At 74.2% G+C, this 23,638-nt stretch carries 20 protein-coding genes; 14 read left to right on the top strand and 6 right to left on the bottom strand.

The genetic code is table 11. The annotated features are described in order from the left end of the window. Positions 1-1,185 (top strand): hypothetical protein, encoded by a 1,185-nt coding sequence (locus tag IE241_RS24665; protein ID WP_190024017.1) that lies wholly within the window; start codon positions 1-3, stop codon positions 1,183-1,185. Here IE241_RS24665 and IE241_RS24660 read toward each other — a convergent pair. Next, positions 1,175-1,861 carry an esterase/lipase family protein gene (locus IE241_RS24660; RefSeq protein ID WP_190024016.1) on the bottom strand — a complete coding sequence of 229 codons (687 nt, stop codon included), beginning with the start codon at positions 1,859-1,861 and terminating at the stop codon, positions 1,175-1,177. The two genes, IE241_RS24665 and IE241_RS24660, sit on opposite strands and share 11 nt — an antisense overlap. Before the next feature lie 187 nt (positions 1,862-2,048). Here IE241_RS24660 and IE241_RS34670 point away from each other — a divergent pair, with 187 nt between their 5' ends. Further along, the gene (locus IE241_RS34670) at positions 2,049-3,797 is read left to right on the top strand and encodes a helix-turn-helix domain-containing protein (RefSeq protein WP_190024015.1); all 1,749 of its coding nucleotides are present in this window, start codon (positions 2,049-2,051) and stop codon (positions 3,795-3,797) included. An 18-nt stretch (positions 3,798-3,815) separates the two neighbouring features. On the opposite strand, the gene IE241_RS24650 is transcribed toward IE241_RS34670, so the two are convergent. After that, positions 3,816-5,048, bottom strand: a complete 1,233-nt coding sequence (locus IE241_RS24650) for an alpha/beta hydrolase family protein (protein ID WP_229899745.1) — start codon at positions 5,046-5,048, stop codon at positions 3,816-3,818. Between the two features lie 193 nt (positions 5,049-5,241). Between IE241_RS24650 and IE241_RS24645 the strand changes: the two genes are divergently transcribed. Beyond that, on the top strand, positions 5,242-6,228 hold the full coding sequence (locus tag IE241_RS24645) for an ArsR family transcriptional regulator (RefSeq protein WP_190024013.1): 987 nt from the start codon (positions 5,242-5,244) through the stop codon (positions 6,226-6,228). Between the two features lie 77 nt (positions 6,229-6,305). Here IE241_RS24645 and IE241_RS24640 read toward each other — a convergent pair whose 3' ends face one another. Together IE241_RS24640 and IE241_RS24635 are read right to left on the bottom strand one after the other, a co-directional pair. Further along, entirely contained in the window at positions 6,306-7,577 is a 1,272-nt protein-coding gene (locus IE241_RS24640; RefSeq protein ID WP_229899743.1) for an MFS transporter, read from the bottom strand. Positions 7,578-7,718: 141 nt separating this feature from the next. Next, positions 7,719-8,288, bottom strand: a complete 570-nt coding sequence (locus IE241_RS24635; protein WP_190024012.1) for a helix-turn-helix domain-containing protein — start codon at positions 8,286-8,288, stop codon at positions 7,719-7,721. Between the two features lie 126 nt (positions 8,289-8,414). Here IE241_RS24635 and IE241_RS24630 point away from each other — a divergent pair, with 126 nt between their 5' ends. Beyond that, positions 8,415-9,263 carry a class I SAM-dependent methyltransferase gene (locus IE241_RS24630; RefSeq protein ID WP_190024011.1) on the top strand — a complete coding sequence of 283 codons (849 nt, stop codon included), beginning with the start codon at positions 8,415-8,417 and terminating at the stop codon, positions 9,261-9,263. A gap of 212 nt (positions 9,264-9,475) precedes the next feature. Then, the gene (locus tag IE241_RS24625; RefSeq protein WP_190024010.1) at positions 9,476-10,534 is read left to right on the top strand and encodes a methyltransferase; all 1,059 of its coding nucleotides are present in this window, start codon (positions 9,476-9,478) and stop codon (positions 10,532-10,534) included. Positions 10,535-10,575: 41 nt separating this feature from the next. Here IE241_RS24625 and IE241_RS24620 read toward each other — a convergent pair whose 3' ends face one another. Beyond that, a complete protein-coding gene (locus tag IE241_RS24620) occupies positions 10,576-11,427 on the bottom strand; it encodes an alpha/beta fold hydrolase (protein ID WP_190024009.1) in 852 nt (283 codons plus the stop codon). A 141-nt stretch (positions 11,428-11,568) separates the two neighbouring features. Here IE241_RS24620 and IE241_RS24615 point away from each other — a divergent pair, with 141 nt between their 5' ends. The 7 genes from IE241_RS24615 (at position 11,569) to IE241_RS24585 (ending at position 19,580) form a co-directional block, all read left to right on the top strand. Further along, on the top strand, positions 11,569-12,210 hold the full coding sequence (locus tag IE241_RS24615) for an RNA polymerase sigma factor (RefSeq protein WP_190024008.1): 642 nt from the start codon (positions 11,569-11,571) through the stop codon (positions 12,208-12,210). After that, positions 12,207-13,367: a CU044_5270 family protein gene (locus IE241_RS24610; RefSeq protein WP_190024007.1), complete on the top strand. Its 1,161-nt coding sequence runs from the start codon at positions 12,207-12,209 to the stop codon at positions 13,365-13,367. The genes IE241_RS24615 and IE241_RS24610 overlap by 4 nt, the downstream gene beginning before the upstream one ends. A gap of 166 nt (positions 13,368-13,533) precedes the next feature. After that, entirely contained in the window at positions 13,534-14,448 is a 915-nt protein-coding gene (locus IE241_RS24605; RefSeq protein WP_190024006.1) for an endonuclease/exonuclease/phosphatase family protein, read from the top strand. 150 nt (positions 14,449-14,598) lie between these two features. Beyond that, complete coding sequence (locus tag IE241_RS24600; protein WP_190024005.1) at positions 14,599-16,527, top strand: RiPP maturation radical SAM C-methyltransferase; 1,929 nt, start codon at positions 14,599-14,601, stop codon at positions 16,525-16,527. After that, the gene (locus tag IE241_RS24595) at positions 16,524-17,234 is read left to right on the top strand and encodes a DUF5825 family protein (RefSeq protein WP_190024004.1); all 711 of its coding nucleotides are present in this window, start codon (positions 16,524-16,526) and stop codon (positions 17,232-17,234) included. The genes IE241_RS24600 and IE241_RS24595 overlap by 4 nt, the downstream gene beginning before the upstream one ends. Before the next feature lie 294 nt (positions 17,235-17,528). Continuing rightward, entirely contained in the window at positions 17,529-18,161 is a 633-nt protein-coding gene (locus IE241_RS24590; protein ID WP_190024003.1) for a DUF4142 domain-containing protein, read from the top strand. A 6-nt stretch (positions 18,162-18,167) separates the two neighbouring features. Next, positions 18,168-19,580 carry a DUF1996 domain-containing protein gene (locus IE241_RS24585; protein WP_190024002.1) on the top strand — a complete coding sequence of 471 codons (1,413 nt, stop codon included), beginning with the start codon at positions 18,168-18,170 and terminating at the stop codon, positions 19,578-19,580. A 172-nt stretch (positions 19,581-19,752) separates the two neighbouring features. On the opposite strand, the gene IE241_RS24580 is transcribed toward IE241_RS24585, so the two are convergent. Beyond that, entirely contained in the window at positions 19,753-20,883 is a 1,131-nt protein-coding gene (locus IE241_RS24580) for a PucR family transcriptional regulator (protein WP_190024001.1), read from the bottom strand. A 508-nt stretch (positions 20,884-21,391) separates the two neighbouring features. Between IE241_RS24580 and IE241_RS24575 the strand changes: the two genes are divergently transcribed. Beyond that, the gene (locus tag IE241_RS24575) at positions 21,392-22,033 is read left to right on the top strand and encodes a hypothetical protein (RefSeq protein WP_190024000.1); all 642 of its coding nucleotides are present in this window, start codon (positions 21,392-21,394) and stop codon (positions 22,031-22,033) included. Continuing rightward, positions 22,030-23,532: an NADH-quinone oxidoreductase subunit NuoF family protein gene (locus tag IE241_RS24570; protein WP_190023999.1), complete on the top strand. Its 1,503-nt coding sequence runs from the start codon at positions 22,030-22,032 to the stop codon at positions 23,530-23,532. The genes IE241_RS24575 and IE241_RS24570 overlap by 4 nt, the downstream gene beginning before the upstream one ends. Positions 23,533-23,638: the final 106 nt, after the last annotated feature.

The raw sequence follows: 23,638 nt of genomic DNA, 5'->3' as shown, positions 1-23,638 counted from the left end.
ATGCGCATCAAGCCGGCACTCGCCGCGGCCGCGGCCCTCCTCTCCCTCGCCTCGGTCACGGCGTGCGAGGACACCGGACGCAAGCCCGGCCGGGACGGCGCCGCCACCCCCGCCCAGCCGGGCGCCCCGGCCCCGCAGCCGGGCCCGCCGTCGGCCGGGTCGACGGCCGACGCGCAGAAGTACCTCCGCCGGTACGCCTCCTGCGAGAACCTGGCGACAGGCGGCCGGGAGGACGTGCGCCTGCGGTCGAGCAGCGTCAAGACCGTGGGCGGTCCCGTGCGCGAGGTCGGAGTGTGCAGCGACCTGCGCGAGAACGGTGCGATCGGCATCTTCCTCACGCCGGACATGAAGGAGTTCCAGGAGGCGTACCACCGGCAGGTCATGGACAAGATCGCGGCCGGCGAGCCGGCGTACGGTCTGTACAGCCGCGTCTTCGTCGGCAAGGACTTCGTGGCCGAGCCGACCTCGGCGACGACGGCCCGGGCTCTTGCGAAGTCCGGCATGCGCGTCCTGACCTGCAACCCGGCGTTCGGCGTGCCGGAGGGCCACAAGAAGGAGAAGGCCCTCGCCGACTCCTGCGTGCTGAGCGACTTCGTCCACACGAAGGACGGCGCGGACGCCGGGAGCCCGGAGCCCGGCAGCTCGCAGGGCGGGCAGCCGGCACAGCCGGCGAACCCCGGCCTGCCGAGCGCCGGCAGCGTCTCCGAACTGAGGAAGCTGATCGCGTCCAGCGTCGACTGCAAGCGCTTCTCCACGGATCCGGAGACCGTCGCCGTCCGGTCCATCGACTACCAGCCCTTCATCGAGGGCGATCCGGCCGGGTGGGGAGTCGGCGAGCGCGGCCTGTGCGGTCAGCCCGGGGGCGCACAGCGCGCCCACGGGCTGATCTGGCTCGACAAGGTCGACGACATGGCCGCCCTGCAGACGCGCGCCAGGGCCGTCCAGCTCAAGGAGATCCAGGAGAACGGCGGCCGGCCGAAGGCGACGAAGAGCGTGCTGCTCCTCGGCGGGAACGTGGCGATCGAGACCAACAATGCCGCCGCCCGGTTCGGGCTGTACCAGCAGCAGTTCTTCCGCCTCGAGTGCCGGCCGGGCTTCACCACCCCGGAGGGCTACCGCTCCGAGAAGGCGGTGGCGGACGGCTGCACCCTGACCAACTTCGAGCCCGACGGGATCACGCCTTGAGGTAGGAGGCCACCTGGGACAGCAGCCCGTTGTCGGTCAGGAACCCCACGTGCGTCACGCACGGGAGCAGGGTGTTGACCGCGCCGTCGAGCACGGTGCTCGTGAACGGGTTGATCACGCCGTCGCACGGCGAGTACCAGGTGCGGTAGCCGACGTCTCCGGGTGTCTCGTCGCCGGAGGCGAGTCTGCGGAGGAAGTCCGAGCCGGGCGTCATCTCGCGGCAGGAGGCGGAGGCCAGGCTGCAGAGCCCGGCCGTGTACGTGCCGTGATTGCTCCCCGCCAGTGACGCCATGTGCTTGATGTCCGCGGTGCCGCCCAGCTCCTTGGCGTACCAGAGGGAGACCAGGCCGCCCATGGAGTGGTTCACGATGTCGACCTTCTGCGCTCCGGTGTCGTTCTTCACCTTCGCGACGAAGGAGGCGAGCCCGCGGGCACTGTCCTCGTTCGAGGCGAGGAAGTCGTAGGTGTACGAGAAGAGTTCGCTGTCCTGGTATCCGGCGCTGCGGAAGGCGGTGCGCGCCGAGTCCCAGATCACGGCGTCGCTGAGATAGCCGTGGACGAACACGACAGGGGTGCGCGCGGGGGCGGCCTGGGCGGTGCCGGTGCCGACCGGTCCGGTCGTCAGGAGGGCGGCCACGGCCGCCGTCAGGGCCAGGGCACGGCTGATCTTTCGCATACGGTCCTCCAGGGGAAGGGGCCTGCCCGGCGGGGGAACGGGCTGCCGAGCGGCTGCGGAGAGCATGCGTCCGCATCCGGGGACCGCGCATCGGCGAAATCACCTGCCCAGCGGTTTTACTTGTGGGTAACTTGCTGGCAACGCACCGCACTTGCCCGTCATCGCCCCGTAACGAGGAGGAGCAACCGTGCGCGACTCCCAGGCCGTACGTCCTCCTCGCTCCCGCCCTCGCCCGCGCGCCGGCAGGGCGGGCACCACCCGGCGCCTGCACCTGCGGTGCTCGTCCGCCCTCCTGCGGGCCGCCGGGCGCACGGAGGAGGACGGCGCGCGGGACCGGCGCCTCGCTTCGGCCGCGGACCACGCCCGGCTGGCCGGGCTCTCCCGGCGCGCCACGGCCCTGCACACGCTCTCCGTCCGCCAGAAGGCCGTCTCCGCCACCCGCGGACAGCAGGAACTCGCCCGCGGCCTGCAGTCCTTGCGCACCGGCGAAGTGATCAACGCGCGCGAGGCCCTGCGTCTCGCCGCCGCCCTCTTCCGGCACGCCAACCGTACGGACGAGGAGCTCGCCGCCCTCCTGCACTCCGCGGAGGCGAGCTGGACGGCGGGCGACCGCACCGGGTACGCGCGGGCCGCCGAGCACATCGGCGGCCACACCGCAGCTCCCCCGGCGGTGCGCGCCTACTACCGCGGCATCGCCACGGCCCTGCGCGGCGATCACGCGCTGTCCGTCCCGCTGCTCCGCGCGGCGTCCGCCGGTGTCGTGCCCGCGGCGGAGGGCCGTACGGACACGCTCGTCCACGCCTGCCGCGCCGCCCTGATGCTGGGCGAGGTCTCGCACGCCCGGGACCTCGCCACCCGTGCCCTGGCCCGCGCCGCCGCACCGCAGCGGGCGAGGCCGGAACTCCTCGGCCTCCTCGCGCTGGTGGAACTCGTCGCCGACAACTACCCGCGTGCCGCATCCCACGCCGGGCGGGGTCTGGAAGCCGCCCTCGCCGCCGGGCGGCCCAACGCCGCGGCGCAGCTGCGCAGCACGCTCGCCATGACCGCGGCGATCCGCGGGGACGCCGCCGCCTGCCGCGACCACGCGCGGTGGGCGCTCGGCACGGCCCAGGCCCACGGCCTGATGGTCCCCGCCCTGATCGCGACGTGGAGCCTGGGCTGGCTGGACCTCGCGCACCAGCAGCCGCGCGAGGCCGTCGAGCGGCTGCGCCCGCTCGTCCTGGGCGATTCGGGGGTGCACCACTTCGCCTGGCGCCTGCGGGTGATCCCCTCCTTCGTGGAGGCCGTCGCCCTGGCCGTCGCCGAACTCCCGGCCCCGGCCCGGAAGCGGGCCTGCCGCCAGGCCCGGCTGATCCTGCGGACCCTGGAGGAGTGGGCGGCGGCCAACGGCGACCAGCGGGCCCGGGCCGCGGCCCTGCACTGCCGGGCCGTGCTGTCGGCCACGGCGGACCCCGCCACCGCGGACCCGTGCTTCGACCGGGCGCTGGCGCTGGTGGAGAGAGTCGGCTCCGCGTTCTCCCAGGCCCGTACGAAGCTGGTGTTCGGCATGGCGCTGCGGCGCCTGCGCCGGCCGGCCGACGCCCGCGGGCACCTGCGCGGCGCCATGCTGCTGTTCGAGGCGTGCGGAGCGGACGTGTGGGCGGAGCGGGCCCGCGAGGAGATGCGGGCGGCCGGCCAGGCGGAGCCGGGCGGCCGGCCGCGGCCCCGCCACCCGGCCTGCCTCACCCCGCAGCAGCTGCGGGTGGCGCGGCACGTGGCCGAAGGCCGCACCAACCGCGAGGTGGCCGTCCTCCTCGCGCTGAGCCACCGGACCGTCGACCACCACCTGCGCAACGTCTTCGCGGCGCTCGGGATCCGCTCCCGGGTGGAACTGGTCCACGCCCTGGCCTCGTTCGCCGGCGGGCCGCCGCCGGCCGTGCGGCACGGGATGCCGTGACCAGCCGGGCCCTCCCGCTCAGCGCACCGGCAGGTGCCGGGCGAAGAACGCGCGCACGTGGCAGCGCACCGCAGGCACCGACCGCGCCGGGTCGGCCGGGCCGACCAGCGAGGCCCGGGCGGCCGCCGTCATCAGCCCGGCGGCCTGCAACTGGGGCGCCAGCGCCGCGTAGTCGGTGAACACCCCGTGCGCGGCGCCGCCCAGCTGCCGACGCTCGGCGCGCCCTCCCGAGCGGGCGAGCACCGCCTGCCAGGAGGGCTCCAGCGCCTTGCGGTCGGGGAAGCCGTCCGTGCCCAGCAGGAGCAGCGGCCGGTCCGACCCGTGCCGGGCGACCGGGTAGAGCTCCCCGGCCCGGCCGGGTGTCTCCGGCGCCCGGTCCAGATAGCCCTCCAGGTTGACGGCGGCGGCGATGCGCCGGTCCTCGTACATCGCCTCCGCCACGGTGGTACCGCCCGCCGAGTGTCCGTAGACGCCGACCCGCCGCAGGTCCAGGGCACGGCCGAGGTGCTCCGGGAGGGCGCGCCCCGCAGCGTCCGGGTTCCGCCCGGCCGCCAGCGCCTCCAGCCGGTCCAGGACGAAGCGGGTGTCCGCGATACGGGTGCCGATCAGGGCGCGGAAGAGCTCCGGGCGCTTCCTGGGGTCGTCGCGCAGCACCGTCGGGCGGACCGTCTCCCGTCCGGCCATGGCGCACGGGAACTCCACCTCGCCGGCGTCGCCGGGATGGTCGACGGTCACCACCACGTGGCCGTGGCTGGCCAGTTCCTCGGCGAGCGCGGTGCCCATGGTGCGCGGGTCGCCGCCGCCGGGGCTGTACAGCAGCACCGGCCACCGGCGCGCGGCCTGCGCGGGGGCGCCCGTGTGCGAGTGGGTCGCGGTGGCCCGCCAGTCCACCCCGGCTCCCGGCAGCTCCGGGTGGATTGCGGGTCCGGACTGCCCGAAGGACTCGGCGGCGCCTGCGCTCATCTGCCGGGCCACCGGGAAGCCACGGACGGTGCGCGCCGGGTAGAAGACAGTGGCCATCACCTCCCGGACGGGAATCGCCGGCTCCCACGGGTCGGGCCGCGAGCGGTCCACGAGGTACAGCGTGGTGACCCCGGTGCGGTGGGGGCCGGTCGGCGCCGGCAGCCGCAGGGTGACGCCGGCGGCGGCCCGCGCCTGCGCCCCGGCCCCGCCGATCCCGCCGGGGCCGCCCGGGAGCAGCAGGGCGGCGGTGGCCAGTACGGCCGACCTGGTGACGGTCCGCCGGCTCACTCCGGCTCGTTCTCGAACTCCTCGACGCTGCACGGCTCTCCCCTTGTGCCCTCTGTGACGCCGGTCCTTGTGCCGTCCGGCGGCCCCCTGCGTGAATGGCGGGGGGACGCCTGCATGCTGGCGCCCGGCGGGGATCGCGGTCGATCGTTCAGGCCCTGCCCGAAACGATGGCGCTGCGCCGCCGGGGAGAGCAGTGATCCGGATCCACTTCACGGCCGCCGACTTCGCGCGGGTCCGGTTCGCGCCCCGGCCTGCTCCCCTGCAGGAGCTCAACGCGGCGTTCATGATGGCCTTCCGCCGCGACGACCAGCTGCTCTTCGGCCGCTGGAGACAGCGGCTGCTCCGTCACCTGCCGTCCGCCGTCGAGCCGCTGGGGGACCTGGTCCCCGCGGGGGCCGCCCCGGCCTTCCTCGACGTGTTCGGTGACACGCTCGACGACGCGCTGGACAGTGTGCTCGCCGTACGCCCGGAGCTGGTCCGCTCCGAGATCGAGCGCGTGTACGCCGGGCACGCCGCCCCCGCTCCGCCGTGGGTCCGCGAGCTGCACCGGGGTGACGCCGGTGCCCGGCAGCTGATCCGCCGCGCCCAGCACACGGCGTTCGAGTCGGTCCTGCGCCCCGTCTGGCCCTTGGTGCAGGACCTGCACCGGGCGGAGTTCACCCGGCATGCCCTGGCCGTGGCCGAGCACGGCATCGCCGCTGCGCTCACCGGCCTCGTCCCCGGGACCCGGCTGCGCGGCGACGTGTGGGAGATCGACGCTCCCGGTGAGTGGGAGGTCCGGCTGCACGGCCGCGGCGTGCTGCTCCTGCCCACGTTCCACTGGAACGGCCGTCCGCTCCTCGCCGACCTGCCCGACGGGCCCCTGGGCCTGACCTATCCGGCGGGCCCCGGCCTGCCTCTCACGCCGGACGGAGCGGCGGGAGCGGGCGGTACGGGAAGCGCGGCCGACGCCTTGGCCGGGGTGCTCGGGCGGACCCGCACCGACGCCCTGCTCGTGCTCGCGCAGGAGCACACCACCAGCGACCTCGCCCGGCGCCTGGGCGTCAGCAACGCCACCGCCTCCGCCCACGCCGCCGCGCTGCGCGGCGCGGGTCTGATCACGACGGTCCGCTCCGGGCGGGCGGTCCTGCACCGGCGCACGGCGCTCGGGAGCCTGCTGGCCGGCCGGTCGTCGGGCTGAGGCGGGCCGTACGGTGGGGGTCAGCCGGACGGTTGGGGTCCTACGGCTGACATCGGTTCGTACAGCTGATGCCGGCCCTACGGCTGAGGGGAACGCGCGTCGTAGCGTGCGAAGTTGCGCCACTGCACGGCGATGAGCGCGATCGCCACGACGCAGCCGAGGCCGCCGCCGACGACGGCCCAGGAGGGTGAGGCGAGGTCCGCGGCGGACCCGGCGAGGAAGTCGCCCAGCCGGGGACCGCCCGCGACCACGACGATGAAGACGCCCTGGAGGCGGCCGCGCATGTCGTCCGGGGTGGCCGCCTGGAGCATGGTGGTCCGGAAGACCGCCGATATGCTGTCGGCGCATCCGGCCAGGGCGAGGAAGAGCAGGCCGAGCCAGAGGTTGCGGGTCAGGCCGAAGACGGTGACGGCCGTTCCCCAGCCGGCGACGGAGAGCAGCACGGCGAGCCCGTGCCGGTGTATGCGCCCGAGCCAGCCGGAGAACAGCCCGCCCAGCACCGCCCCCACGGCGGGTGCGGCGACGAGCAGGCCGACCGTCTTCGTGTCGCCGCCGTACCAGAGTCCCGCTATGGCCGGGAAGAGCGCCCGGGGCTGGGCCAGCACCATGGCGGCCAGGTCGGCGAGGAAGGTGACGCGCAGGTTGGGGCGGGTGACGAGGAAGCGCAGGCCGCCCCGTACGGAGGCGCGCTGCTGCGGCCGCCGGTCCCCGGACGCGCCGGCTGCACAGGCCGGCCCGGTCCCGCCCACGGGCTCGGGGCGCATCGAGGGCAGGCGCCACATCGCGTACAGCGAGGCGGAGAAGGCGGCCACGTCGATCAGGTAGGCGGCCTGGAAGCCCCAGAGGCCGACGACGGCGCCGCCGAGCATGGGGCCGCCCATGAGACCGAGGTTGGTCGTCAGGGAGGACAGGGCGTTGGCGGCGGGAAGCTGTTCCCGCGGCAGGAGTCTGGGGATCATCGAGCTGCGGGCCGGGGTGCTCATCGCGAAGCAGACCGACTGCAGGGCGACGACCGTGTAGAGCAGCCACACCTGCCGGAGCCCGAGCAGCGCGGCGGCTGCCAGGACGACGGACAGCAGCGCCGCACCGGACGCGCTGACCAGGCCGAGGGCCCGGCGGTCGACGGTGTCGGCGACGGCCCCGCCGTACAGGCCCGCCACGATCAGCGGGACCAGGGAGCACAGGCCGACCAGGCCCACCGAGAACGTGGAGCCGGTGATCGCGTAGACCTGCAGGGAGACCGCGAGCGCGGTCATCTGCTGGCCCACCCAGGAGACGGTGTTGCCGCACCACAGGCGGCGGAAGTCCGCGGAGCGGCGCAGGGGTGTGACGTCGGCGAGGAAGCGCACGGGAAGTCTCCAAGGGGCGGAGGTCGGGGCCGGGACGACCGGCGTCGGAGCCGGACCGCGGGCAGCACGGCTCAGAGCATGACGGCGGGTGCTTGAGGAGTCGTCGTGCCCGGGCTCTGCCGGGCACGGGCCTTGCCGGAGTCAGGCCTTGCCGGACGGCTTGGCGCGGACGTGCATGCGCTCGCCCTGGGGCCCGAACAGGCTCAGCACCTCCACCGGCCCGTCCCCGGTGCTGCCGAACCAGTGCGGCACCCGGGTGTCGAACTCGGCGGCCTCGCCCACCTGGAGGACGACGTCGTGCTCGGCGAGCACCAGCCGCAGCCTGCCGCCGAGCACGTACAGCCACTCGTAGCCCTCGTGCGTGCGGAGGTCGGGGCGGCTGCGCGAGGTGCCGATGACCATCTTGAACGCCTGCAGCCCGCCCGGCTGCTGGGTCAGCGGCACCACCGTGGAGTCCCCGCGCCTGACCGGCTTCAGCCGTACGCGCGGATCGCCGACGGGCGGCGCGCCGACCAGCTCGTCGAGCGGGACCTGGTGGGCGTGCGCGATGGGCAGCAGCAGCTCCAGGCTCGGCTTGCGCTGCCCGGACTCCAGCCGGGACAGCGTACTGACCGAGATGCCGGTGGCCTCCGACAGGGCGGCGAGAGTGCACTGACGCTGCCGGCGGATGCGCTTGAGCCGGGGGCCGACGGCGGCGAGCACTTCTTCCATGGCTCTATTGCAGAAACAGCAACAAGGTTTGTCAAGGATCGTCATCCGGCCGCACAGTCTGCGCCAGAGGGACCAAAGGGAAGAGCCGGCGGCGGAGCCGGCCGACGAGCCGAGGGAGCACATCCGGTGAACGACTTCGACTGGGCCGCGCTGGCCTACATGCTGGAGCTCGAGGGCGAGGCGCACAGCCCCTACGTGCAGCAGGCCGTCGAGGAGCTGCGGCACCTGACCGGCGGCGCACCGCGGCGGATCCTCGACATCGGCAGCGGCCCGGGGGTCGCGGCCTGCCGCCTCGCACAGGCGTTCCCGCAGGCCGAGGTCGTCGCCGTGGACGGGGCGCCGGAGCTGCTGGCCCGCGCCGAGGAGCGGGCCGGCCGGCTCGGGGTCCGGCTGCGGACCCGGGCGGCGGAGTTCCCGGAGGGGCTCGACGGCCTGGGGCCGGCGGACCTGGTGTGGACGGCGCAGGTGGTGCACCACGTCGGTGACCAGCAGGACGCCCTCGACCGGCTCGCCGGGCTGCTCGCCCCCGGAGGCGTGCTGGCCGTCGTCGAAGGCGAGATGCGGGCGCGCTCGCTGCCGCGCGACCTCGGCTTCGGCCGTCCCGGGCTGCAGGCCCGGCTGGACGTGGCGATGGCGGAACGCTTCAGCCGGATGCGGGAGGAACTGCCCGGCTCCGTCGCGGTGGTCGAGGACTGGCCCGGCATGCTGCGGGCAGCGGGGCTCACCGGGGTGCGCAGCAAGAGCTTCCTCGTGGACCGACCTGCACCGCTGGACGAGGGGACGCGACAGTCGGTGCGGCAGTCCCTGGAGCGGCAGCGCAGGATGTGCGCCGAGGCCCTGGACGCCGGGGACGCGGCGACGCTGGACCGGCTGCTCGACCCGGCCGACCCGGCGGGGATCGACCGGCGCGCGGACCTGTTCCTGCTGACCGCGAAGACCGTGCACTTCGGCCTGCGGCCCGTCGGCAGGGACTGAGGGGCGAGGACTGAGGGGCTGGGGACTGAGGGGCTGGGGACTGAGGGCTCAGGACTGAGGACTGAGGACTGAGGACTGACGGAGCATTGCAGGTCCGCCGAAGCCCGACTTAGGGTTACCTAAGTCGGGCGTCAGCCACCCCGTGGCACAGGCCCCGGCATGCCGCACCAACGTTGACCGGCGCCGGGCGGCGCCACGACGAGAGGGCCGCGATGACCACGACAGGAAACGACGGCGAGCAGGCACCGGCGGGCTGGCAGGAGCGCCGCACCGTCGTGCAACTGGCCTTCGGGTACATGACCACGCAGACGCTGGGCACCGCCGTACGACTGGGGGTCTTCGAACGCATCGGCGGGAAGGAGTGCACGGCCGCCGGGCTCGCCGCCGAGCTCGGCACCCAGCCGCAGGCCACACACCGGCTGCTGCGGGCACTGGCCTGTCTGCAACTGCTCACCGAGACGGCGCCCGGCACGTTCACCACGACGGCGACCGGCGACCTGCTGCGTGCGGACGTCCCCGGCACGATGGCCGCCGGGGCCCGGATGTTCACCGACCCCTCGCTGCAGCGGGGCTGGGACCTGCTGGAGGAAGGGATCCGGACGGGAGCGACGACCTTCGACACCGTCTTCGGCACGGACTTCTTCAGCTACCTGCGCGAGCGGCCCGAGCTGTCCGCCGAGTTCAACGCGGCCATGAGCCAGGCCACTCAGCTCGCCGCCGCTGCCGTCCCGGAACACTACGACTTCGGCCGCTTCGGCACGGTGGTGGACGTCGGCGGCGGCGACGGGACCCTGCTCTCCGCGATCCTGCGCGCGCATCCCCGGCCGCGCGGCATCCTCTACGACACCCCCGAAGGCCTCGCCCAGGCCCCCGAGCGGCTCGCACGCGACGGCCTCACCGACCGGGTCGCCCTGGAGAGCGGCGACTTCTTCGCCTCGGCTCCTCCGGGCGGTGACCTCTACCTGCTCAAGAGCGTGATCCACGACTGGAACGACGAGCGGTGCGCAACCATTTTGCGCCACATCAGGAAGGTCGTCCCGGACAGCGGCACCCTCCTGATCGTCGAGCCGGTCCTGCCGCCCACCGTGCCCGCCGGGACCACCGACCTGACCTATCTCAGCGACCTCAACATGCTGGTCACGGTGGGCGGCAGGGAACGCACCGCGGAGGACTTCACCGCCCTGTGCGCCCAGGGCGGCTTCCGTCTCACCGGCATCACCCCCTTGCCCCGCCCGAACTCCTTCCACCTCATCGAGGCCGCACCGGCCTGACCTCTCCCGCGCCCTCTCCCCCACGCCGGGCGCCCGCCGCATCACGCCGTGCGCTGCTCCTGCTCCTGCTCCTGCTCCTGATCCTGCTCCTGCTCCTGCCTCTGCTCCTGCTCCTGCTCCTGCTCCGCGAGGAAGTCCAGGACGAGCGGGCCCGCCGTGCTGCGGAACTCCTCGAAGTAGGCGTGCCGTGCCCCGGGGATCAGGTGCAGCCGGGCGCCCGGGATACGGCCCGCGAGGAGGTGCGCGTTCGCCGTGGGGTTGAGGAGGTCGTCGCTGCCGTGCACCACCAGCGTGGGCGCGGAGATGCCGGGCAGCGCGTCCCACGCGTCGTGCCGGTTGCTGGCGGCCAGGTGCCGGCGCCGGGCGTGGGCCGGCATGGCGGGGTCGCCGAGCGTGGGGGAAGGGCCCGGGTGCGCCGCGAGCCAGGCCGGGGTGTACATCAGTTCGCGCAGGGCCTGCAGGGCCGCGGGCCCGGGCGCGACCAGCGACTTGCGGACGTCGTTGCCGCGCTCGACGGCGTGCCGGCCTCCCGGTGACGTACAGCCGAGGACCAGCGCGCGGACCCGCTCCGGGTGGCGGGCGGCCAGCAGCTGGGCGACCCGCCCGCCCATGGACGTGCCGTACACGTGCGCCCGGTCGGCGCCGAGGTCGTCCAGCACCGCGATCACGTCCTGCGCGAACCCCTCGATGCTGTACGGCTCGTCGGGCTTGTCGCTCTCCCCGGTGCCCCGGTAGTCGAGGGTGACGGTGCGGTGGGCGGCGTGGAAGTCCTCCCGGACGCCGTCCCACCAGTGATGACTGCAGGCCTGGCCCGCCAGCAGGACGAGCGGGGAGCCCTCGCCCTCGGTCTGGTAGGCGATGCGGACCCCGTCCGCGCTCCGGGCGTACGGCACAACACACGTCCCTTCGGTCCTGGCCGGGCTCCTCGAAGCCGGTGGCCCCCTGCGTGACATCCTCCCCTTGACGGCCGGCCACCCGGCCTCTCCGTGACCCGGATCACGGGAACGCACGGCCCCGAGCGGACAACTCAGAACGTGAACCGATCCATACAAGCCCGCATCCGGAGCGGCGACCCCGGCGCCTTCCGGCAGCTCTTCGACGACCACGCCCAGCTGGTCCACCGGCACGCCGTACGCGTCACGGGCGACTGGGCCACGGCCGAGGACGTCGTCTCGCTGACGTTCCTGGAGGCCTGGCGGCTGCGCGAGCGCCTGCGCGACGAGGGCGACAGCCCCCGGCCGTGGCTGATGGGCATCGCGGTCAACGTGCTGCGCAACGTCGCGCGCGCCGCGCGCCGCCACGAGAAGGCCCTCGCCCGCGTCCCGGCGAGGGACACGGTTCCGGACTTCTCCGCAGAGCTCGTCGGGCGGATGGCCGACGCCGAGCAGCTCGCCGCGGCCGAGAGGGCCCTGGGCAAGCTCCGCCGGAGCGAACGCGAAGTGGTCACCCTGTGCGTGTGGTCCGGGCTGAGCTACGCCGAAGCGGCGGAAGCCCTGGGCGTGCCCGTCGGCACCGTGCGGTCACGGCTGTCCCGGGCCCGCGAACGGCTGCGCGGACTCGCCGAGCGCGAACTCCGGCAGAGCGCCGGCGACGCGGCACGAACCCCCGGCACCGCACTCCCGGTCCTCGGCGACCGCACGGACCTGATCCGGCCGAAAGTGAAGTGGAACCGATGAAGAACGTCTTCCGGCGGCCCGCACAGGAGCCGCGCAACCGCGAACAGCTCGACCACGAACCGCTCGACCACGCCGAGTTCGGCCTGCTGCTGCCCCGGCCCGCGGACGGCGGCCTGTCCGCCGCCCGTCAACAGCAGCTCCGCGAGCACCTGATGGCCGAGATCGGCCGGGCCGCCGACCCCGTCCCCGACCTGGTCCCCGGTGACGGCACCGGTGCCGTCACCACGCGGCCCGCCCCGCGGCCGCGCATGCGCCGCGCCGTGCGCATCGCCGTACCGGCGGCCGCGGCCGCGAGCGCCGCCGCGGTGATCGCGGGCGTCGTACTCCTCTCCCCCGGGAGCGCGGGAACGGACTCGCGGGGGCAGAATCCGGGCACCGGCGGGCGGCCGGGCGCCGTGAGCGCGGATTCCGGCACCGTCGCCGGCACCACCAAAGGGCTGCCGGCGGTCATGGACCGGATCTCACTCGCGGCCGAGCGGCAGCCGGCCCCGGAGCCCCGGCCGGACCAGTTCATCTACGTCGAGAGCCGGGTGTCCGGCATCAAGAGCGAGCGCTCGGGCGGCAAGGAGCGGTTCCGGGTGACCTCCCTGCACCCGCGCCAGGTCTGGCTCTCGCCCGACAGCCGCAAAAGCTTCATCTACGAGCCCGAGCACCCGTTCATGGACAAGAAGGGCGAGGATCTGGACGTCGGCGACGGCCCCGCCGACGAGCTCCCGCACTCCTACGCCAGTCTCAAAGCGCTCCCGTCCGACCCCGACGCCCTGCTCAAGCAGCTGTACCGGGGCGCCAGTGTGGGCGATCCGCAGGCCGACTGGTCGGCGTTCGAGGAGATCGGCCAGATCCTCGGCGAGCAGCTGGTGCCGCCGCGCATCAGCGCTGCGCTCTACAAGGCGGCGGCGAAGATCCCGGGCGTCACCTTCGTGGACGAGGCCACCAACCCGGACGGCCGGAAGGGCATCGCCGTCACCTTCACCGCCGGTTTCGGCCGCCAGGAGTGGATCTTCGACAGGGACACGTACGAGTACATCGGCCAGCGCAGCGTACTCGTGAAGGAGCACTGGGGCCTGGCGCCGGGTACCGAGTACTTCCGCAGTGCGATCGTCCGGCGGGCCGTGGTGGATGCCAAGAAGGAGCTGCCGGGCGGCGGCAGGATCTGAGGCGGGCACGCCGGCCGGCAAGCGGCGGGGGCGCGGCACGGCACGGGCATGGGCACGGCATGGGCACGGCACGGCACGGCAGAAGTCCGCTTCCGCTCCTTGTCTCCGGGACGTCCTGCGGCAAGGATCCCCTGGACCTTCCGGACCTTCCCGACCAGGAGGCACCATGCCCGCCCCCGTTCCGCCGGACCCCCGCACGCCGCACCAGCAGCACCTGACCCGCCGCACCACACTGCGGGCCACGGCCGCCACGGCCGCGACCGCCGCCGCGGGAGCCCCCGCCGCCTCCGGGACGGAGAACCGGCGGGGGCTGCGGGTGATGTCGTTCAACCTGCGGTACGCCTCCGAGACCGATCCCCACCCCTGGTCGGAGCGGCGCCCGGTGATGCGGCGGCTGCTGCGTCGCGAGAGACCCCACGTGCTGGGCACCCAGGAGGGCCTGTACCGGCAGCTGCGCGACATCGCCGAAGACCTCGGCCCCCGCTACGCGTGGATCGGGCTGGGCCGGCTCGGCGGCAGCCGCGACGAGTTCGGCGCCGTCTTCTACGACACGCTCCGGCTGAGCCCCGAGGAGTTCGACCACTTCTGGCTGTCCGACACCCCCGCCCTGATCGGCTCCGCCACCTGGGGAAACACCATCGTCCGGATGGCGAGCCGGATCCGCTTCACCGACCGGCACACCGGCAGCGGCTTCCACCTCCTCAACACCCACCTCGACCACGCCCACCAGTACGCGCGGGAGCGCAGCGCGGCCCTGATCGGCGAGCGCCTGCGGGCCCTCGACCCGGCACTCCCCCGCATCGTCACCGGCGACTTCAACGTCCCGGCCCACGGCAACCCGGTCTACGACGCGCTGCTCGGCGGCGGGGCCCTGACCGACACCTGGGAAACCGCCGCAGAGCGCGGCCGGCAGTACGCGACGTTCCATGGCTACCGGCCCCTGGTCCCGGACGGCGACCGCATCGACTGGATCCTGGCCTCACCGTCGGTCCGCACCGTGCGGGCCGGCATCAACACCTACTCCTACGAGGGCCGTTTCCCGAGCGACCACCTCCCGGTACAGGCCCTCGTCGAGCTGTGAGCCGCCGGCCGACCACGCAGACCGCCGGTTTCCGGCCTCGTGGGCCCACAGCGTGCGTGGGCCCTCTGGCGCGCCCCGCCGGGGCGGCGGGAGCATGAGGGGACACCACTCTCCGCCCGGACCCGTCCGCCCGGACCTAGGGGGAGCACCGTGCGCGTCCTGCTGGTCAACATGCCGTGGGCTCTCGTCGAGGTCCCCTCCCTGGCCCTGGGCATCCTCGCCTCCGCCACCCGTGCCCGCTTCCCGGCCGCCGAGGTCGACGTCCTGCACGCCAACCTGGAGTACGCCGACTGGGCCCTGGAACAGGGCGACTTCACACTGGGCGACTACGAGTACTTCTCCCTGCAGACCTACGAGCAGGGGCTCGGCGACTGGATCTTCTCCTCGGCCCTCTACGACGACCCCGGCTGGCACCTCGATGCGTACGCGGACCGGTTCCGTCTCACCGCCCGCCGCGACCGCGTGGCCCGCCGGCTCCACGCGGGCGCGCCGCGGTTCACCGCGCAGCTCGCCCGGCGCATCGCCGCGTGGCGGCCGGACGTGGTCGGTTTCACCTCCACCTTCCAGCAGAACACCGCGGCCCTGGCGGTGGCGCGGCACCTGAAGCGGGACGCGCCGCACGTGGTGACCGTCTTCGGCGGCGCGAACTGCGACGGCCCGCAAGGAGTGGCGCTGCACCGCAACTTCCCGTGGGTGGACGTGGTGGTGCGCGGGGAGGGCGACGAGGTCTTCCCCCGCCTGCTGGAGCGGCTGGAACCGCTGCTGCCCGCCGCCCGCGGCGTGACTCCCGGCCTTGCCGGGGCCGCCGGGCCGGCGGGGCTGCCCGGGCTGTGCCACCGCGGCGCGGACGGCACGCCCGTGGTGGAACCTGCGGCGGCCGGTCCCCTCCCTCCGGGGCGCATCGCCTCGCCGCACTACGACGACTTCTTCGAGCGGTTCGCCCGCTCGCCGATCGCCGCGAGCGTCGCGCCCAAGCTGGTGGTCGAGGGGTCCCGCGGCTGCTGGTGGGGCGAGAAGCACCACTGCACCTTCTGCGGGCTCAACGGTTCGCTGATGGAATTCCGCGCCAAGCGGCCGGAGACGTTCGCCGAGGAGGTCGTCCGGCTCGCGGAGCGCCATCGCGTCCTGGACTTCTGGGTCGTCGACAACATCCTCGCGCCGTCCCATCTCGAAGCCGCTCTCCCGTACTTCACGGAGGCCGATTACGACCTGCGGATGTTCGTGGAGATCAAGTCCAATATGCGCCTGGAGGGGCTGCGGCGGCTCGCCGCGGCGGGCATGGTGCACGTCCAGCCGGGAATCGAGAACCTCAGCAGCCGGGTCCTCTCCCTGATGGACAAGGGGGTCAGCGGCTGCCTCAACGTACGGATGCTCCGTGACGCCGAGACGGCCGGCCTGACCGTCTCCTGGAATTACCTCCACGGATTTCCCGGCGAGTGCGCCGCCGACTACGAGCCGGCCATGGCTCAGTTCCCCGTCCTTCACCACCTGCAGCCCGCCCGGCACGCGGCGCGGCTGCGCGTGGAACGGTTCAGCCCCTTCTTCGACCGTCCCGAGCTGGGTTTCGGGAAACTGCGGGCCGATCCCCGCTACTCCCTCGTCTACGACCTGCCGGAGGCGGAACTGTACGACCTCGCCTATCTCTTCGAGACCGAGGAGCAGGGCATCGACGCGGAGCTGTCCGCCCGGCTGAAAGCGGAATTGCGCGTGTGGCAGCGGGCCCACCGCACGTCCCGGCTCACCCGGCGCGACCTCGGCAGCAGCATCGCATTCGTCAGCAGCAGGCCCGCGTTCGCGTGGACGGCGTACGAGCTGACCGACCCCGTCGAGATCGCCGCGTTCCGTCTCCTGGACAACCCCCGGACCCCCGCGGGCCTGGCCCGCCGCCTCGGCGTGGCCGCGGCCCGGCTGGAGGGCATGCTGGAGCGCTGGCGCGCGATGGGCCTGCTCTTCGGCGACGACGGGCAGCTCGTGCACGTCGTCCCGGAGGCCACCAACGCCGAGCTGCGCCGGCTCCCCGTGCGCAAGCCCGGTGACACCGCGCTCCTTTCCACCGAGCCCGAAGGGACGGACGCTTGACGGCGGACGCGCAGCAACTCGTCATCTGGGAGCGCGACTACGGGACTGCCGGGACATCGGGTACGGCTAGGACGGCTGGGGCGGTCAAGCCGGCAGGGACCGCCGGGGCGGCCGGCGTTCCGGCCTGGCAGTCACCGCCCCCGCGCCCCGGCGGCGAACCCGCGGACGCGTGGGCCCGCCGCCACTTCCGCGAGGGCGCCCGCCTGGCCCGCCTCACCGAGCCCGTCGACCTGACCGGCGCGGACTCCCCCGCCACGGCCGTCCACGCGATCGCGCTGGTACGGGCGCTGACCGGCGTGGGCATCGTCGTCGACTGGGCCGTACGCCCGGCCGCCGCGGCGGAGTGGCGCGCACTCGGCCACCTCGCCCCGCCGAGGGCCGTCGAAGGAGCGGGGACCGCGGGAGCCGAGCAGATCGCGCGCACGTGGCGGGAGACTCACTTGCCCGGCCTGTGCATCTGGCGCCGGGGCCCCGGGTTCATCGAGGTCCGCGACCACCGCGCCGCGCGCTCCGTCATCAGCGTCCTGGACGGCCCGGAGGCCCTGGACGCCCAGCGCCGGGTCCTGGACGGCGCTCCGACCGCGGCGCTGCCCGTGCCCCTGGCCCGGCAATGGGCGGAGCAGAAGCTCCTCCTCACCGTGGGCGACCGTTCGGTCTGGCTCCCGTGCCGCCCTCACCACTGGCCTTTCCCGGCCATGCTGCTGTGACCCGTGCGGCACGTCTGCCGCCCCGGGCCACGGTCCGTGCGTGCGCGGAACGGTAGCAGCGTACGGGCGCCGGGAGCAGGGGTTTGTCAGAGGGAGCGAATGCTTGTCCGCCGTGTTCTTCCCGGGGTTAGCGTCCGTGGGCATTCCGGCAGTCGGGCGAGTGAAGAAGGTGCTGCCATGCGAACCCTGCGGTCCCTGCGTTCACTGCGATCCGGGCATTCACTGCGATCCGTACGTTCACTGCGGTCCGTAAGCTCCCTGAGGTCCGTCGGTTCCCTGCAGGCGCGCAGGCCCATGTCACGGCGGACCCTCGGTACCGGGCTCATCGTCTTCTCGCTGGCCGCGACCTTGCTGGCGCTGCTGATCCCGGTCTACCTCTTCGGCAGCGCCGGGCCGGCGGCGGCCGGCGCCCGCACCTCGTGGACCGACGACGGGGAGGGGACCCGGCAGACGCCGGCCGGGCCGCTGACGGCGCTGGACCGGGACTTCGTCCGGCGGGTCCGGATGGCCGGGCTCTGGGAGAAGCCCGCGGGGAAGCTCGCCCGGGAGCGCGGGACCACGGATGCCGTGCGGATGGCCGGGGACCATCTGATCGACGGCCACAGCGAGCTCGATCAGCGGTCCGTCGACACGGCCCGTTCGCTGGGCGTGAGCCTGCCGGAGCGCCCCGGCGCCGAACAGCAGGGGTGGCTCGACCAGCTGCAGGACTCCCGCGGCGCCACCTTCGACCGGCTGTTCGCCAATCTCGTGCGCGCCGCCCACGGCAAGGTCTTCGGCCTGGTGGCCCTCGTGCGCGACCGCACCGCCAACGCCACGGTGCGGGCCCTGGCGACACGCGCCAACTCCGTCGTCCTCGACCACATCACCGTCCTCGAGAACACCGGACTCGTCGACTTCCCCCACCCAGGCGACAACGAGAAGAAGTGACCCCACATGATGCGACAGGCCCATAAACGCTCGAAGCTGAAAACCCGGGCGGTGGTGGCGGCCGCGGCGCTGCTGCTCGGCGGAGGCGGTACGGCGATCGTCGCCGACTACGCCTCGGCCGGCGCCGGCCGGGACGTCTCCGCAGGCGGCGACGGCCACTCCTCCCACGCCGCGGGGGCGCAGGCCGCCGGCGCGGCGACGACCATCTCCTGCCCCGACGTCGGCGACCGGCTGCGGGACGTGCCCGCGCCGGCCCGCACCGAGGTCTCCCAGGGGCTGTCCCAGCTCGACGCCCAGGTGGCCCGGGCCTACGGGCGGATGGCGGAGTCGAAGCCCGAGGCCGTCCTCGGCGATCTGCAGCGCGAGCGTACGCAGACCATCGGCAAGATCTCCGACTCCCTCCGCGCGGCGGGCACGGCGGATTCCTCGCCGGGCGGGCTCAAGGCCCTCAGCGGCTGCCGGACCAGCCAGGTCAGCACGGCCGCGGCCGACGACTCCTCGCGTCCCCTGAGCTCACGGCTCGGCGACCAGGGCATGCCGGGCGGCCCGTCCCGCGCCGACTTCGCCGACATCAGGAACGCCCCCGCCGCGAAGGGCACGCCCGCCGCCGCCCGCGGAGGGTCGACCGGCACGTTCACCACCGTGTGCGGTCGCAACGAGAACGGTCACTTCAACCCCGACAATGTCATCGTGACGCCGGGGGTGCGCAACGGCGCCCACCACATGCACGATTACGTGGGCAATAAATCCACCGACGCCTTTTCCACCGATGCGAGCCTCGCCGCGGCGGGGACCACCTGCACCAACGGGGACAAGTCGACGCACTACTGGCCGGTGCTGCGCGTCCTGGACGGAAAAGCGGCTCCGGACGCCCGGGCACCGGGCGGCGGACACGACGGGAACATGGGAACGATCCTGCGGCCCGCGTCCGTGACACTGCAGTTCCGGGGGAGCCCGGTGGCGAAGGTGACCGCGATGCCGCGATTCCTCCGCATCATCACCGGCGACGCCAAAGCGCTCACCAACGGCACGGCCAACGCGAATGCCTCGTGGAGTTGCGTGGGCTTCGAGAACCGGCAGCTCAAGGACAAATACCCGATCTGCCCGAACGGCGCGGACGTCGTCCGCACCTTCGCCTTCCAGAACTGCTGGGACGGGCGCGACACCGACAGCGCCAACCACCGCACCCACGTGGCGTTCGCCCGTGCGGACGGCTCGTGCCCGCGCGGCTTCCGCGCCATCCCGCAGCTGGTGCAGCGCATCACCTACGACGTGCCGGCGCGTGTCCCGTTCGCCGTGGACAGCTTCCCCGAGCAGCTGCACAAGCCCGTCACCGACCACGGCGACTTCATCAACGTGATGCCGGACGCCCTGATGTCCAGGGCGGCGGACTGCATCAACACCGGACGCACCTGCTGACAGCGCCCTCCCCGCGGCTGCGCACAGACGTTCACCGACCCTCTCCCACCGGACCCCCGGCGCCGGGTGCGCCTCACCCCCCACTGCCACCCGGTACCGGGAAGGCGGCGGCCCCGAACTGCCGGATTCGGGGCCGCTGCGCCATGCCCGGACCCGGCCGAGCGCGCAGGGCTCACAGGCCGTTGACCCGGGCCCGCCCGGCGGAGCCCAGCGGCTGCACGGCCGCGCCCACCGCCCGTACGGTGCCGTGGGCCCGCGAGCGCAGCAGCCGGGCGCGGGCCAGCAGGCGCCGGCTGCGCAGCGCGAGCTCCAGTTCGAAGCGGCTGCGCGGCTCGCGCATCGCGGGCCCGAAGAGCTTCTCGATCTGGCGCAGGCGGTAGCGCACGGTCTGCGGGTGCACGTTGAGCGTGCGGGCCGCCTCCGGCGCGCCGCCGCTCTCCAGCCAGGCCAGCAGCGTCACTTCCAGGCGCTCGCTCTGCCGCGGGGTGAGGTCGTCCAGGGGGCGCAGCCAGCGCGCCGACAGGGCCCGGGCCAGGGATTCGTCCTGCAGGACGATCAGGTCGGAGAGGTGGTCGTCGACGAACGTGACGCGTCCGCCCGGGCCGGACACCGCTCCCGTGAGGCCCAGCAGCCGCCGCGCCCAGCGCAGCGACGCCGCGGCCTCGGTGACCGGCACGGAGTGGCCCACCGCGGCCGGCCGCCCGCCCAGCGCCGTCTCCAGGGCGGCGTCCAGGGCGGGCCGGGCCCGCGGCCCCGGGTCGGGGATCAGCAGGCACAGGTCGGCCTCGACCGTTCCCGGCAGGCCCTGGCCGAGCGCGGCGGCCAGCTGGGACGTCAGCTGCGGGGACGGCTGCGGCACGAGGTGGGGCGCGGGGGACGGCACGTCGTTCGGGGCGGCGAGGACGATCGCACGCACCCGGCGGGGCAGCGGCCAGCCGGCCTGACCGGCGAGCTCGGCCAGCACGTCGGAGGGGATGGGCCGGTCGTCGGCGAGGGCGGCGAAGAGAGCCTGGCGCGCCCGGGTGCCGGGCATGGCGGTGACGACGCGGGCGGGTTTTCGCCGCGGCTGGGGTATGCGGCCCGCGGCGGTCTCGGGCCGCAGCCCCAGCGTCAGCAGCAGGGCCTGCTCGACGGCGGTCCGCGTCGCTTCCGGGCCGATGCGCTGTGCGGCCGCCGAGAACGCCGGCGTGCTGCGCTGCAGTTCCTCGGCCAGCTGGGCGGCGACCGCGGGGAGTTCCCTTCTCAAGGCCCCCGACCACTCACCGCGCGGCCGCGACCAGATGCGGTTCAGGATTTCGCACATCGTCTACCTCCGGACTTCCGTTCCGGGCGCGAGGGCCGGGAAACCGGGTAAATGCGGGCCGGGTCCCTCTCGCCTGAGTGGGCATCATCGACAGTCGGCGCCCGTCAGGGGGACAGCCGTACGGGAATTTGTCACAGCGCGATAAACCTTATGAAGATCCTGCGGAGATGGACGATGCTTCTGCACATTCGACCGCCGGGCTTCCGGTGGCCGACCGGTCACACCGCGTGAATTCAACAAGGGCCCTCCCGGCGAATAACGCCGATGCGAGGGATTTCCGGATTTCTCAGGAACACGGGCAGTCGCCGGAAGCACCGGAGACCGTCTGTCGGAGACCCGTATGCACATGTCGCGAATGCAAACCCTTCCCCGGCCCCATCCCAGGTCCCACCCACCTGCCCGGCCCCGGACCCGCCCCCGCGGCAGGCCCCGCGGCCGCTCCCGCGCCACGGCCGGAGGCCGGGCCGCAGCCGACGGCCGGGCCACGAGGGCGCGGGCCCGGCCGCAGATGCGGCCCTCGGCGCGGCCCGCCCTCCCGGCGGCGATCCTGCTCCTCCTCGCCGTCGCCGCCCGGGCCGGCGTGGCCGAACGGACGCAGGAGTTCCTCGACTTCGGCGCGGGGGTCCTCGCGCTCGTCTCGCTCACCTCCACCGTGCTGTGGGGGCTGGCCGCAACCGACCGGCGGCTGCTGGGCTCGGCCCACCGACTCCTCGCCCAGGGCGTGCACCGCGGGCTGGCCGTGGCCGGGCTCGGCTTTCTCGCCCTGCACATCTGGGTGAAGGTTGCCGAGGACCGTACCAGTACCGCGGCCGCGGCCGTTCCGTTCACCGACAACACGCAACCACTGCTCATCGGCCTGGGCACGATGGCGGGTTACCTGTTCGTCGCGGTGGCGGTCGGCGGGGCGTTCCGCAGCGCGTTCAGCAGTGTCGGCGGCTCGCGCCAGTGGCGCGCCCTGCACATGGCGGCCTACCCGGCCTGGGGCGCGGCCCTGGTCCACGGGCTGCACGCGGGCCGCCCCGCCGCAGGCTGGGCCACCGCGGCGTACGCGCTGTGCCTGGCGGGCGTGGCCGGCGCCCTGGCCCTGCGCATGCGCTCACGGCTGCGCAGGGAACGGGCGGCACGCGAGGGACGCGGAGGGACGGCATGAACCGGACCGTGCCCGCCCTGGCCACCGTCGGACCGCCGAGGCTGCTTGCGGGCCTGGACGAGACGGCGTGGATGGACCGGGAAGCGCACCTGGCCGTGCACGGCCCCGCCCCCGAGCCCGGCGTGGACGAACTCGCCGGGCTCGCCGAGGACATCGGCCTGCGCGGCCGGGGCGGCGCGGGCTTCCTGTTCGCCCGCAAACTGCGCGCGGTCGCCGCATCGGTGCACCGCAAGGGCTCCTCCGTCTCCGTCGTCGTCAACGGCAGCGAGGGCGAACCGGGTTGCCTCAAGGACACCGCCCTGCTGCTCTACGCCCCGCACCTGGTCCTCGACGGCGCGATGCTCGCGGCGAAGGCGCTCGGCGCCCAGCGCGTGGCCGTCGGCGTGACCCGTCCCGACGTCGAGCGGTCGGTGAGCCGCGCCATCGCCGAACGCGATTCCTCCGGCCCGCAGGCCGATGTGACCCTGCTGCCCGAGCGCTTCGTCACCGGCGAGAGCTCCGCGCTCGTCCGCGGCATCGACGGCGGCCCCGCGCTTCCGTCCGGCCGCAGGGTCCGCACCAGCGAGAGCGGGCTCGGCGGAGCCCCCACCCTGCTCTCCAACACCGAGACCTTCGCCCAGCTCGCCGCCGCCGCGCGGCTCGGAGCCACCGGCTACGGCGCGTGCGGGCTGCCCACCGAGCCCGGCACCGTCATGCTGACCGTCGCCGGCACCCACGTCGTCGAGACCCCGACCGGCGTGCCCTTGACGTACGTCCTCGACCTGTGCGGGACGGCACCGGGCCAGGGTGTCCTGGTCGGCGGCTACCACGGCAGCTGGCTGCCGGCGCAGGCGGCCCGGACGGCCACCGTCTCGCGCGACTCGCTCGCCGCGGCCGGCGGCGTCCTCGGCGCCGGCGCCGTACTGCCACTGCCGGAGACGACGTGCCCCGTCGGCGAAGTCCTCCGCACGGCCCGGTGGCTGGCGGCCCAGTCGGCCGGTCAGTGCGGACCCTGTGCCCTCGGCCTGCCCTCCCTCGCGGACGCGCTTGCCGACGCGGCCGACGGCGGCGGACAGCGTGCCCTGGACGCCGCACGCGCACGGATGTCCGCCGTGGAGCAGCGCGGCGCGTGCGCCCACCCCGACGGCACCGCCCGCTTCGTGGCGTCCGCGCTCACGGTGTTCGCCGACGAGTTCGCCGCCCACGCCCTCGGGCACGGCTGCGCACGCCCGACGCTCGGCGCCCTGCCACTGCCTGAGGGGGCGGCCGTGCACACGTCCGTGTCACCGGCCCGTACGGACGGCTCCGCACGACCGCCCGCCGAGCAGCTGCTGGTGGACTGGACGCTGTGCCGGGGCCACGGCCTGTGTGCGGACCTGCTGCCCGGGCTGCTGCGGCTCGGCGCGGACGGCTACCCCGAGCGGGCCGTGATGCCCCTGCCCGCGCGGATGCGCGGACGGGCCCTGCGGGCGGTGCGGCGCTGCCCCGCCCTCGCCCTGCGCGTCGCGTCCGCCGGCTGAACGCTTTTTCTGTCATCGGGTGACAAATTCCCGGTCCCGTTGAGCGGACGGCCGACCGGGCCCGTATCCCCCCTGCAACGGCGGTTCACCGCCGGAACACGAGCAA

The sequence above is a fragment of the Streptomyces hiroshimensis genome (assembly GCF_014650335.1).
Classification (GTDB): Bacteria; Actinomycetota; Actinomycetes; order Streptomycetales; family Streptomycetaceae; genus Streptomyces; species Streptomyces hiroshimensis.
This window is presented reverse-complemented; position numbering and strand designations above follow the sequence as displayed.